This is a genomic window from Cohnella endophytica (assembly GCF_003628305.1).
Classification (GTDB): Bacteria; Bacillota; Bacilli; order Paenibacillales; family Paenibacillaceae; genus Cohnella; species Cohnella endophytica.
Genome location: NZ_RBZM01000012.1, coordinates 18,945 through 31,769 on the forward strand (window position 1 = coordinate 18,945; position 12,825 = coordinate 31,769).

Genomic DNA, 12,825 nt, shown 5'->3' on the forward strand with positions numbered 1-12,825 from the left:
GCTCTCTACCCTCTTTCCACTCGAACTTCATGCGATCCCGCTCTTTCAATCGTGAACGTAACGGAGCCGTCCGAATCTACCAGATCCGGCTTAACCGGCTCTCCGTCCAACAAAAGCTTTGCCCCTTGCGCGTTCGGCAAGTTCAAAACGACGGTCCAACTGTTTTGCTTCATCGATATCCGATAAACATCGCTTTCTTGGCCGAGCGAGATACTGAAATCCAGCTCATTCGCTAAGTCTCCTAAGCCCAGCTCAACGCGGTCAACCGAGGCTTCATTCCATTCCTTGGGCAGACGGGGCCGAAGATTCAGCTTTCGGGAATGCGCTTCCGGTTGAATTCCGAACATAAACCTCATAACCGTCCAGCTTAGCCCGTAGTTCGTCCATGCTTGAACAAAGCAGCCATAATCCGGCGACATCTCGGAAATTGAACCGGGAAGGCGCTTGTTGAACGTCGAAGCGATTAAACGAATGTAACGCAAAGCCTCGTCCATTCGGTCGTATCGCGCTTCCGCTACCGCCTGAACGCCGGTAGAAATCGTCATCATATTCGTTCGGTACATCCCCGATAAATAGGTGCCCGATGGTCCCGTAAATTCGTCGGTACCCATCCGATCCAATGCCCTCAAAGCTTGATCGCGCGGAGCTAGTCCCATCTCCATCGGAGTATTAATAACCCAATTCTTGAACAGCCACGGATGCTCCGCCTCTTTGTCCATTCCGCTCATCGCGAGCTGCATGGCTTCCATCTCCAACGCCGCATGCTCGGCATCGCTCGACCTTGCCCGTTCGATGTATAGAGGCATACGCTCGAGCACCATGCCAACGGGCGCCATCGCGTCCGCGTACAATCCCTCTTCCTTCAGCCATAGATCTTGGTTGATCTTATCGCCAAGCTTGACCGCAGTATCCCGATATTGTTCCGCGATCTCTTGTTCGCCGAACAGCTCCGCCATCTTTGCTCCCGCGTTTAATGCGGACCAGGTATAGACGGCCGTATCGATAAGCTCGACGTTCAGCCCTTCGATCTCGATGATCCCGTACCCTTCGGGCAACAGGTCCCCATCCGGATCCATCTCGTCCAACAGCCAAGCGATCCCTTTCTTAACCGTCGGATAAGCGTTACGCAGGAATTCGATGTCGCCCGTCCAGAGAAACAGCTCCCATACGCTCTGAATGTAATGAGGCGTCTCCTGCGTGTTGCCGGGATTGGCAACGACATTGCAAGTGGACAGTTCATGGATAATGCGACCGTTGCCGTTTGTTTGCTCCGAGACGCTACGAATCAAATCGGAAGTTTCGAGCGCCAACCGTTGTTGTCCGACAGGCAACAACCCCAGCAATGCATAGCTGTTGTCGCAACCGAACCACCAAGGATACTCCGGGTGTCCGGCTCCTAAGCCTCTCCCGATTTCCGGTACTTCGCGGATAAGCCAATCATTATGAAACTTAACCCAGTCGAAAATGCGACCAAGCTGCTCGTCGGGAATCGAAATGACGGTTTTATTCAACAGCGACTCATACCGTTTTCTTTTTGCCTCAAGCAACGACGAATGATTTTGCTTTAAGTGTTCGTAGACGTGAACGGCCTGTACTTCCGAATGATATGAACCCGAGATAAAAAAGCGAATTTCAGCTTCTCCGTTAGCCGGTACATGAACCAGATAAGACAGGAGTCCCGATGTTCCTTGACCGCTAGTCGGATGCGGGCCGAATAACTCGGGGCCAGTCTCGGCCTTCAAGAAAGCCAGGTCCGAACCTACGATCGCAAACCAAGGATTAAGGCTATCCCGAGCGCGGAACGTCATACTGCTCCAATCGATCCGGCCTTCGTCGGCTCCGTCCTCGATGCCTGCATGCTCGGAAAACCACACCGGACTCAGATCGGTTCTGCCGAGAAAGTCGACCGGCAGCTGTCTGGCTTGGCCGCTCGTATCGCGAATTCGGTACGTAATGACGAAGCCTTCCACATCGTCCGGGCAAAACTGATGGCGAACGATTTCCAGATTCAACGAAGGCAACGAATAATGATGCTCGTTGTAATAAGGGAAATTATGAAAGGAATCCGCCTTCTCCAGCCATTGTTCCGAAACTCGCAGCCAGAAGCCGTCTAACAGCTTAATCGGATGGTTCCACAAGCCGCCCATCTCGTCCTGCACGTGATGTCCGAAATCGGGGAAATCCCCGTTCTGCGATCCAACCATATACGATCTGTTACCCGCGCAAATGTAGAGATCCTGGATGGTTGCATTCTTAACTTCTCTATGTTCGTGAAACGATTCAAGCGAGCGTTCAACTCGCCGTCGCGCTTGCGGAATTGTCATCTGTACTTTTCCTCCCCTTGGTGATCCAGACCGATACGGCCAGAATTAGATAACATAAGCAACCTGCCGCGAGGGTCAGCGTCAATCCGGCCTCCATCGATACGACCGATCCTAACCAGGAGCCCCATATGCCGGCGATCCCGTTCACGGCGAATAGAAAAGGAGAAATTCCCGCTTGCCGTCTTTCTTCCGTTTCCAATCGGGAAGGTAATGGTATACCTAGAGCGAATCCGAGCAAACCGACGGCAATACCGATCAGAACCAATCTCATCGCGATTCCGATCTGATACAAGCCCCCGCCCCATGTTGCGTCTACGGCAGCCAAGAGAATGGCGACGATGACGACGGCAATCAGGCTTGATCTTGCCGTTAAGCGCCTTGAGCCCGCGAATCTGCTTCCCGCGCTTCCGCCGACCAACATCGCGAAGATGACGACCGATGCGGACAGTACCGGACTGCCGGCATAGACCATCGTTTTCTGAATCAATACCAATTGCAAACACATATAACCGATTCCAAGAAGGGAGAAGTAGACGATCGGACCGAACTTAAGCTTTATCCTTGCAGCTTCCTTAGCGGGTAGATTGCCGCCTTTATTACGCGCTTCGGCGACCGGGGCGACTTCTTTCCACCACACGTATACGGCAAACAGAACCGTCAAGCCTACGATGACCGCCAGCCAGGTTTTCAAGGAATCCGGCAGGCCGGGCTGTAATTGATAGAAGAAGGGACGATCATCCGTTGTCGGATAGACATTAAAGTCCGAATCCCGCACGAATTTATCAAACGACATTTTACCTTCCAATAACGGTTTCAGAAGCTGCTCGTAGGATTGAGGCAAAAATAACGTTTGTAGCCCGAGCGAGCTAACTCCCGCTTGCAACAAGCTTAATTGCTGCGCGGATAACGGAGATTTCTGAATGACCGATAACGTCAAATTAGGCGAAGCGGAGCCTTCGGGTGCCATGACGAGCGCCGTATTGTTGGCAACCTCGCCGGGGGTTCCCCCGGTGCTCGCGAGCAATGCCGCAAACCCGGTATAGAAGGCTCGGATACCCTCGATACCTTGGTGAGAAATGACGATGATCCGGCCGTCGGCATTAAGCTTGCTTAAATACGTTTCGAAAGCCTCTTGGGTAAACACGTAGTTTTCCGAAAGCGATTGTCCATTCATGCCGCCTACCTGGGAATAGACGAGGTCAAGCACGATCAAATCGTATTTCTCGTTGCTAGCCTCAAGAACTCCGCGGCCATCGCCTACGACGGTACGAACGCCCGGACGATCAAGAAGGCCCCCATTATATGCGGCGTCCTCTCGCATGTTGCTTATGATTCCCCCGCTTAATTCCACGGCCGTTACGTCCTTGGCTCCGGCAAGCAGGGTATAGAGAATATCGCGACCTCCACCCGAGCCCACAACGATAGATTTCTCCGCCGATCCTAGCACGAACGGTAAAAATTCGATGTCCTTGGCAAGCCCGGCAACCGAATTCAGATTGCCGTCGAATTTGTACATGAAGCTTCCCGCGCCGCCGCCGACGAATACCATTTTGCGGGACGCGTCCTGCGTGACGACAACATCCGTGCGCGCGAACTCATCCCATGCCGTGCGTTCGATGCGAGCTCCCGGACTTTGCAGCGTGCCGACAAGCGTCTTATCCGGAGCGGCCCCTTTCATTCCCGCAAAATCTATATCCCATACTCCTGCCGCGGGACCTGCGAAAAGTCCGATCGGTCCGCCTACGAGAAGCATGAAGGCCGATAAAGTTAAACCGTATCTATAATGCTTCCTCTGCTTGCTGCCCTCTTGTCCCCGCGACAAAGCAAAGAGCGCAATTGCGCCGGCAAAGGCAAATAAGGACACGGCGAACATCGCGATCAATCCGCCGAACAGATGAAGCAGCCCGTATGCGGCGGCCACGCCGATCCCGGCTCCCAGCAAATCCGCGGCATAAATATAACGCGCGGAAATGACGCCGCTGGAAAGGGCTTTACCCATGACCCAACCGAAGAACGCGAACGGCACGGCGCCGAGCACTCCGTACAGGGCAAGCTGATTCACGTAAGGAAATTGAGCCAAGAATAGGCTGAGCAAAGCGATATAAACGCCCGTTATCGCGCACAGCCACCCCGGCGCGCCGACCGCTCCCGAACGCCGGGCGGCATAGGCGCCCACCCCGATTCCGAAGACGGCCAACGATACCACGAAGGATACATAATGGTACTGCAGCAACACGCTGAATACGTTCGTCAGAGCGATTTCCAGACCGAGCGTGGCAGCCGACATAAAAGCGACTCCGATAAGCCATAACAAGGAATTTTTTTTGTTCGGCCGCACCGCGAAATCACCCTTTCATCCCGGTCAAAGTAATGCTTTCCACGAAATATTTTTGCCCGATAAAGTAGAAGAACAACGAAGGGAGCATCGTTACGACGGAAGCCGCCATTAAGAAGTTCCATTGAATATTATTCTGACTCTTGAAGAAGTTAATGCCCAGCGTCAGCGTATACAAATCCGGCTTGCTTAAATAAAGAATCGGCTGCATGAAATCTTTCCATGAATCATTGAATTGGAAAATCGTAATCGTGACGATTGCCGGTATGGTCAAGGGAAGAATGACGCGCCATAGAATACCGAACGTCGATGCGCCGTCGATTTTGGCCGCTTCCTCAAGATCTGCGGGAATGGCCATGAAGAACTGGCGCAGCAGGAAGATAAAGTAAGCCTTCCCGAAGAAGAGCGGAACGATCAGCGGGTAGAACGTGTTGATCCACCCCATCTGGGAAAACATGAAAAACTTCGGAATCATCGTAACCGTATCCGGAAGCATCATCGTCGACAGCGTCAAGATGAAGAAGAGGTTTTTTCCTCTCGCCCGAAACCGAGCGAAGCCATAGGAGACTAAGGTACAAGACAACACGGCTCCAACGATGTTCGCTCCCGTAATGATCAACGTGTTATTAAACCATTTTCCGAAAGGAAGGCTCGTGAACGCCGTGACATAGTTGCTCCACTTGATCGGGTCGGGAATCCACTTGGGCGGCCATGTGAACACTTGGTAGGATTCCTTAAGCGATGTCGACAGCATCCAAATAAACGGAATGAGCATGACGGCCGATCCGATCAGAAGCAAAGCGTAAACGAGTGTATTTTTAATCCATAAACGGCTTGTATTCGTCATCGTATGCTCAGTTCCTTTCTCCCTCGTAATAAACCCAAGCTGCCGAAGAACGCACGACGAGAAGCGTCAGCCCTAGGATAAGAAGGAACAAGACCCAGGCCAATGCGGAAGCATAGCCCATTTTGAAATTCTGGAAAGCATGGTCGAACAAATAGAAGTTGAAGAACAAGGTAGAGTTCTGAGGTCCGCCCTTGGTCATGACGTAGGCTTCGCCGAATGTCTGCATAGCGCCGATAATCCCCATAATGAGATTAAAGAAGATCGTCGGAGTAAGCATCGGAATCGTTACGTTTTTGAATTTTTGCCAGGCTCCCGCGCCATCCAGCTCGGCAGCTTCGTACAAAGAAGGAGGAACGCCTTTCAAGCCGGCCAACCAGATAATGACGCTGCCGCCGACCGTCGTCCACAAGCTCATGATGACCAAAGAAGGAAGCGCCCATTTCGGGTCGAAAATCCAGCCGGGTCCTTGAATTCCGATATAACCTAGCAACGTATTAAGCAGTCCGATCTGAGGGTTGAAAATCCACATCCATAGAACCATGACGGATACGCCGCTGACGACCGCCGGTAAATAGAAAATCGTGCGGAACAGCCTCATCCCTCCGACCGCTTGGTTCAACAGCAAGGAAAGCAGTAATGAAAAAACCAAACCTAGCGGAACGGATAACACGGAAAACATAGCCGTTACTTTAAGCGACTGCCAGAACAGCGGATCATGATTGATCGCCGTGGAATAGTTTTTCAACCCGACGAACTTGGCGGGCGTAAGCATATCCCACTTGTTCAAGCTGATCCAGAGAGAAGCGATCATTGGAACTACGAAAAACAACAATAACCCGAGCAGCCATGGCCCCGTCAAAATGTAAAACGCCCGTTCTTCTTTCCGCTCCGCTTTGGTAAGTCTTCTTTTTTTCTTTTTGCTACTGACGCCTTCTGCTAGCGCTTCCATGGGAACACCTCTTTCTGTGCAAAATCGGAAAACATGAATTCCCACCTTCCTTGTTATAGAAGGCGGCGGGAAGAGAGTTTTCTCTTCCCGCCCTCTTCCGACAACTCTTTGACTATATTCGTTCGTTATTCGTTTTTAGCCGTTTCCAAATCTTTCGTTGCTTGCTTGGCCGCTGCGTCGAGTTCTTTTTTGACGTCGATCGGCTTGCCGAGCATCATTTTCTCCAACACTGCGCCCATTGCTTTTCCGCCGGATGCTCCGAAATAAGTGCTCGTTTTTTCCGGGAATTCTTTGAGGTTGGCAAGATCGTCCAAGAACGGCTTCAGGTGCTCGTTGCTTGCTTGACCAAGCTTTTCGGATGTCGATTTCACTGCCGTGAACGCAAACTCGGCCATAACTTCTTGTCCTTCCGGACCTGTCAAATATTTGAGGTAATTCCATGCTGCTTCTTTGTTGGCCGACTTGGAATACAGGCCGTAACCAGCGTAGCAAATTGTGTTGGCCGCACCGCTAGGACCTACCGGTAATTGAGCGACGCCGAACGAAAGATCCGGATTTTTCTCGTAGTCCATAACCGGCCATCTTCCCGTCATGCTCATAGCAACTTTTCCGGCGGAGAACAGATCAACGCCTTGAAGAGCCGCGGTATCCGTGCCGGAAGGAGCGATGTGATCTTTCAGGTACATGTCTTGGTAAAGCTCGAGAGCTTTAACCGTACCGTCGCTGTTCAAATAGCCTTCGAACGAATTGCCGTCAGGGCTAATTACGCTGCCGCCATAGGAGTTGATGAGCGGAAGAATCGCGCGCAGCCATCCTCCTGGAAGGTTAACGCCCCATTGCGTATATTTGCCGCCGGATTGTTTGGTCAATTTTTTGGCCGTATCGTAGAATTCGTCCCAAGTCCAGCCCGCTTGCGGATAAGGAACATTCGCTTCGTCGAACAGTTTCTTGTTGTAATAAATTCCGATATCGGAATAGTCTTTAGGCATCGTGTAATACTTGTCACCCAGCTTACCGACATCCAGTACGGTCGAATAATAATCGTTCAGATCGATGCCGTCGTTTCCTTGGATATATGGAGTCAAATCCTCCAACGCGCCTTTGTCCATAAACATTTTGACGTCGCCGTCTCCGATTTGGAAAATGTCCGGAGCTTGATTCGCGGCAATCTGAGTCAGCAGCTTGGTTCCGTATTGGTCGGGAACCGATTCGATGCTGATCTTCACGTTAGGGTGAAGCTTCTTATAATTGTCGGCGATTTGCTGTTGTTGCTTTAATCCGTCTCCGCCATCCCACGTACCGATACGAAGTTCGACCGGCGGCGCTTCGCTCGGGCTTGCGCTTGCGGACTCGCTAGCTTTGGGGCTGCTAGCAGGGCTGGCCGATGGGGAAGTCGATGAATTCGAATTTCCTCCGCACGCGGTCAGAGCCAACATTAAAGACGTACTTAGTGCGAATAACGCTTTTCCTCTGTTACCCATTGTTAGAACACTCCCTTTTAATTATTAATCTATATTTTTAAGGTACCCCTATCGGGGTTCCGTAAAAATCCTATTGAAGTTGCATGACGGTTTGGGCCTGTTCGACCTTCCAACCGCTCGTATTCGCAATATCGAGCTTATAGCCCTCGGAGGAGCGAGTAATCTCGACATCGATCCGACCTGCGCCAAGCCGCAGCCCACGGACGGTCAACCTGTTCATCCCATTCGGGAGAGAAGGCCTCATCCGAATCGTCCGGCTTGCATAGTCTAGCCGAATGCCAAGCGCGGAGGTCACGAACACGAGCGGCGTTCCCGCGGCCCATGCTTGCGGAGAGCAGGACACCGGATATCGTACAGGCTTGCCTTCCGCGCTTGAGTATCCGCAGAACAGCTCGGGCAGACGATAATTCTCGAAATCCTGCGCCGCGTTCAGAAGACCTTCGATCACGACATTCGCCTCATCGGAGAACCCAAGGGCGCTAAGCCCTATCAGGCACATCGAATTGTCGTGCGGCCAGACGCTGCCGTCATGATAGCTCATCGGGTTATAGCCCGTTTCGCCTTCCGCCATCGTGCGTATGCCATAACCGGAGAACAGCGCGGGGGATACGAGTCGTTTGGCAACCGCGGCAGCCCTCTCGGGAGCGAATAGTCCGGACATCAGCGCATGACCCGGGTTCGAGGTAATGGATACGACTTGCTTATTCTCATGGTCGAGGGCAATGGCATAATACTGCTCCTCGGGTATCCAGAACTCGGCTTCGAATCGGACGCGCAGTTGTTCCGCCTCGTCAGATAGCCGTTCCGCCAGCAGATGTACATCCAATTCGCCTTCTTTAGCCTGCGGCAGAGTCTTAAATAACGTAGCCAGCAAGTTTTTCGCCTGATATACGTAACCCTGCACTTCCACTAGAGCAATCGGCGCCTTCGCATATCGCCCGTCACGGTGCACGACGGAATCCGCCGAATCCTTCCACCCTTGATTCGCAATGCCCTTCTCCGACTCTTTGAAATAGGAAGTAAACAGGCTGCCCTCTCGTTCCCCGTATTGCTCAATCCAATCAAGAGCGCTTAATACGTTCGGCATCAATTCCTTCAATAAAGCTACGTCTTCCGTCCAAGTTACGTATTCGGCCAACAAAACCAAGAATAACGGCGTCGAATCGATCGAACCAAAGTAAGGACCGAATGGCACTTGGTTCGTATTGGCCAGCTCGCCTTTACGAAGCTCATGCATGATTTTTCCGGGTTGCTCATCCCGCCAGCCGTCTAGCTTCTCCCCTTGGAAATGGGCCATCGTTCGAAGCGTTCCAAGCGCGATCTCGGGCTTAATCGGCAGCATCTGGAGCGCCGCGATCAGGCTGTCGCGGCCGAACGGAACCGCATACCACGGCAATCCGGCAACGGGGAACGGTCCGTACCCGATATCCGAGATTAGCACGCGAAGATCTTGAATTCCGCGATCGTACAAGGCGTCGTATAACGGCAGATCGCTCGATATGGACACCGAGCCCTCATTCCATCGCTCGTATTCCGATTTCAGCGTTCGAATCGCCTGCTCCTTGGGGTAAAGCTTCGGCTCGTCTCCATTGAAGATCGGCATCATATACAGTTCGATTTCGGTCGATTGCGCCGCCTCGAGGCTTACGCCGAAGGTCACGCTTCCGTCCTCGCCGATTTGTCCTTCAAGACCGCTCCAGCCGAACTTGAGCTCGCGCCCGATATTGTCCGAACCCGCGTATCCGAAGGTCATGGCATTGTCTTCGACAACCGTTTCCGTCCTGCTTCCAAGCTTGCCGCCCATAAACCCCCGAACGACGAACATATCCGTAAAATCGGCATCCAGTTTAATCGAAAGCTCGAAGGAGCAAGCATACGGACTGAAGTTCGTCGCTTTCAGCGTCTCGTATAGAACGCTTTCATAAATGAAACGGGTTCTTCTTAACTCGATCGATTCGCGCCATAACACGAGCTTCTCCGCTTCTTCCATGTGCGGGTTGGTTAGAATAATCGTAGATATATAATTCTGGTCCGCCTCGGATGCCAGCACGATCGGCTTTACGCCATTGATCTTGAGCTCCATCCGGCTAAGGAACCGAGTATCTTTCGTATATAGGCCCAAGCCTTCCTTTTGCCCCTCCGGTATGTCTCCCGTTCTATCCGTCAATAAAAACAGGTCATTTTCTTTAATGACTCTATAATCCATGACTTTCACTAGCTCCTATCATCGCATGATGTTATTTCCGTTATTCCCCAAAACGTTTCGGATTTAGCGACAAAACAATCGAATCCATTAAGTTTCGACAATTCCCAATCAATCGGCCTTTACGAAAACGTTTCGGATTTACGCAAAATAATAATTTTAAGCTCTATATGGATGCAGTACTCTGTCTTGTTACCAATTCCGTATTTAAGATGATTTTGTGGCTGACTTCCCTCTTCTGCAGCATATCGATTAGCAGTTGCGCTGCTTGGTAGCCCATTTCGTACCTATCTTGACGGATTGTCGTAATCGGCGGAGAGCAATAGGAAGCGATCGCTATGTCGTCATAACCGACGAAAGACATCGTGTCCGGAACTTTACGGCCGATCCTTTCCATCGTGCGCAATGCCCCCAGCACCATCAAGTCGCTCGCCGAGAATACCGCCGTCACTTCCGGATGATCATGCAAGATTTGATACATGGCCGCGGAGCCGCCTTCTTCCTTGAAATACCCGTTGTACACTCTTTTGGGATTGAAAGCGATTCCATTAAGCTCCAACGCCCGCTTGTATCCTTCCAGCCTCTCCTTGCTTACCGAAGCTTCGTCATGTCCGTTAATCATCGCGATGTGACGGTGACCGAGCCGAATCAGATGCGAAACGGCTGTTTGAGCTCCCGAAACGTTATCCGTCGTTACGTGCCCTACGTTCTGGTGTGTGGCCGGAATGTCGATAAGCACGCATGGGAAGCTGGTATCATTCAAAACTTCCTGCAAATAGGCATCGTCCAAGCGAAGTCCGGACAATATGGCTCCGTCGACATTACGCTCCTTGCATAAATCGGCGTATGACTTGGACAGTTGTTTCTTCGAATTGGTACTGAAAAGCAGGATATCGTAATCCAACTCGACCGCCCGATCGTTGATGCCGCATAAGATTTCGAAAGCGAGCGAGTCTTTGGCGCCTTCCCTGTTAATCTCCGACAGAACGACCCCAATCGTCCGCGTCTTCCGGGTAACCAGACTGCGCGCTACGGCATTGGGACGATAATTCAACTCTTCGGCGTATCGCTTGATTTTCTTTCTCGTATCCTCGTTCACGTCGCTATATCCGTTTAACGCTCTTGAAACCGTTGTCACGGAAACGCCTGCTGCTTTAGCCAAATCTTTAATCGTCGTCACCGTTACACACCTTTCCAAAACGTTTCGAACCTTCTGAGGTCATTGTAAATCATAATGTAAGCACTTTCAATAGTAATTTTAAAAAGGTTGTACGCAAAATCGGCTTGAAGGCCTATTGGTAGACATCGCCCATTAAATGTTCGAAAGTCGAATCTCTTTTCCTTCTCTCGAGGACTCGCTTGTGGCTAGAAGCGCCTCGAGCGTATTCAGATTGTCTCGGCCAGAGGTGGCTGCCTCGCTCCCTTCCCTAATCGAACGGGCGAATTCGGCAAGCACGCCGTGAATATTATCTTCCTGCGGAACATATAAAGGTTTCTTGATTATCGACTGATTGTGCGGAACGACGTACACCCCGTACCCTTCTCCAAGATCGTCCAAATGGATAGAGCCCTCGCGGCACTGGATTCTCCATTTGCCTTCCCATGGCGTCGAAGCTCCTTTAGCAAGCAAACTGGCCGTGTAAAATACGGGAACTCCGATACCGGTATAATACACCGCGTTTACGTTCGGATCGCTCTTATAACCGCTATCCGGATAGTTCCAGGTTCTTCCCGAAACGTTTAAGATATTGCTGTCCAACAAGAAACGAATCATGTCGATATGATGTACGGACATCTCGAGCAGAATATAGTTATCCATCTCGCGTTGATATCGTTTACCGTCATGGTCGCAATAGAATTCCGCGCTAATAAACTGTATTTCCCCGAGCGCCGAATGCTGCAAGGCTTGTTTTAAAGTAACCACGATCGAGGCAAAACGATAATTTTGACTAATCATGAGGCTCCGTTTTTTCTCGGCCGCTAACTGCACAAGCTCTTCGGCTTCTCCCATCGTCAAGACGAACGGCTTCTCGATAAGCACATGGAGATTTTGCTCCAACGCCTCTTTGGCGATCTCATAATGAACCGGCGAGATTGCCGAGATAAATACCGCATCCGCGTTCGTTAATTGAAAGGCTTGCTTATAATCCGTAAATAACAATTGCTTGGATAGCCGGAACTGTTCCGCATAAGCCTCCAACACCGCTAAATCCAAATCCACCAATCCGGCATATTCAAAATAAGGCGATGGAATGACGAAGTTACTGCCTACTCCCCGTCCATGAGCCCCCAATCCGACTTGAATCATTTTCATACTCATTTCTTCCCCTCCTGCGAGCGATACAAATAGCCGATTTTACCGCCGGGAGGCAGTATGCCGTAAATATATACGGCCGTCATTTCTTCCGTGACGATCAAAGAATGTTCTTGGCCTTGCTCGGTCAGCACTAAATCCCCGGGTCCAATCTCGTAGGTATCGCCTTCCGTCGTACAAATCCCTTTTCCTTTAACGATAATCCAATACTCATTGCATTCATGGTAATGCAGCGGAACTTCCTGGCCCACCGCCAGATGATTAATTCCATAGTGATTAATCTCGCTCCATGCGGGAAATAGCGCCCGCTCCTGATCGTCCACGCGAATAACCGGCAAAATAATCCACCTCTTTCTAGTAAAAATGCGAATA

9 protein-coding genes are annotated in these 12,825 nt (G+C 51.1%); all 9 read right to left on the bottom strand.

Annotated features, from left to right (window positions below):
* Nucleotides 1-5: 5 nt before the first annotated feature.
* The 9 genes from D7Z26_RS24170 to D7Z26_RS24210 all read right to left on the bottom strand — a co-directional run bounded on the left by D7Z26_RS24170 (nt 6) and on the right by D7Z26_RS24210 (nt 12,791).
* Entirely contained in the window at nt 6-2,324 is a 2,319-nt protein-coding gene (locus D7Z26_RS24170; protein ID WP_120979608.1) for an alpha-L-rhamnosidase-related protein, read from the bottom strand.
* Complete coding sequence (locus D7Z26_RS24175) at nt 2,293-4,662, bottom strand: hypothetical protein (protein WP_120979609.1); 2,370 nt, start codon at nt 4,660-4,662, stop codon at nt 2,293-2,295. The genes D7Z26_RS24170 and D7Z26_RS24175 overlap by 32 nt, the downstream gene beginning before the upstream one ends.
* A 7-nt stretch (nt 4,663-4,669) precedes the next feature.
* Nucleotides 4,670-5,506 carry a carbohydrate ABC transporter permease gene (locus D7Z26_RS24180; protein WP_120979610.1) on the bottom strand — a complete coding sequence of 279 codons (837 nt, stop codon included), beginning with the start codon at nt 5,504-5,506 and terminating at the stop codon, nt 4,670-4,672.
* Nucleotides 5,507-5,513: 7 nt separating this feature from the next.
* Nucleotides 5,514-6,455: a carbohydrate ABC transporter permease gene (locus D7Z26_RS24185; RefSeq protein ID WP_120979611.1), complete on the bottom strand. Its 942-nt coding sequence runs from the start codon at nt 6,453-6,455 to the stop codon at nt 5,514-5,516.
* A 125-nt stretch (nt 6,456-6,580) separates the two neighbouring features.
* Nucleotides 6,581-7,936, bottom strand: a complete 1,356-nt coding sequence (locus tag D7Z26_RS24190) for an ABC transporter substrate-binding protein (protein ID WP_120979612.1) — start codon at nt 7,934-7,936, stop codon at nt 6,581-6,583.
* A 70-nt stretch (nt 7,937-8,006) separates the two neighbouring features.
* Nucleotides 8,007-10,142, bottom strand: coding sequence for an amylo-alpha-1,6-glucosidase (locus D7Z26_RS24195; RefSeq protein WP_120979613.1), 2,136 nt, complete (start codon nt 10,140-10,142; stop codon nt 8,007-8,009).
* A 163-nt stretch (nt 10,143-10,305) separates the two neighbouring features.
* Complete coding sequence (locus D7Z26_RS24200; RefSeq protein ID WP_120979614.1) at nt 10,306-11,319, bottom strand: LacI family DNA-binding transcriptional regulator; 1,014 nt, start codon at nt 11,317-11,319, stop codon at nt 10,306-10,308.
* 132 nt (nt 11,320-11,451) lie between these two features.
* Nucleotides 11,452-12,459, bottom strand: a complete 1,008-nt coding sequence (locus D7Z26_RS24205; protein WP_120979615.1) for a Gfo/Idh/MocA family protein — start codon at nt 12,457-12,459, stop codon at nt 11,452-11,454.
* The gene (locus D7Z26_RS24210; RefSeq protein WP_158602427.1) at nt 12,456-12,791 is read right to left on the bottom strand and encodes a cupin domain-containing protein; all 336 of its coding nucleotides are present in this window, start codon (nt 12,789-12,791) and stop codon (nt 12,456-12,458) included. The genes D7Z26_RS24205 and D7Z26_RS24210 overlap by 4 nt, the downstream gene beginning before the upstream one ends.
* Between the last annotated feature and the right edge of the window lie 34 nt (nt 12,792-12,825).

Excerpts from the sequence above, each read along its gene's own strand:
- D7Z26_RS24170 (WP_120979608.1), bottom strand. The coding sequence starts at position 2,324 with ATGACAATTCCGCAAGCGCGACGGCGAGTTGAACGCTCGCTTGAATCG.
- D7Z26_RS24180 (WP_120979610.1), bottom strand. The coding sequence starts at position 5,506 with ATGACGAATACAAGCCGTTTATGGATTAAAAATACACTCGTTTACGCT.
- D7Z26_RS24185 (WP_120979611.1), bottom strand. The coding sequence starts at position 6,455 with ATGGAAGCGCTAGCAGAAGGCGTCAGTAGCAAAAAGAAAAAAAGAAGA.
- D7Z26_RS24190 (WP_120979612.1), bottom strand. The coding sequence starts at position 7,936 with ATGGGTAACAGAGGAAAAGCGTTATTCGCACTAAGTACGTCTTTAATG.
- D7Z26_RS24195 (WP_120979613.1), bottom strand. The coding sequence starts at position 10,142 with ATGGATTATAGAGTCATTAAAGAAAATGACCTGTTTTTATTGACGGAT.
- D7Z26_RS24205 (WP_120979615.1), bottom strand. The coding sequence starts at position 12,459 with ATGAGTATGAAAATGATTCAAGTCGGATTGGGGGCTCATGGACGGGGA.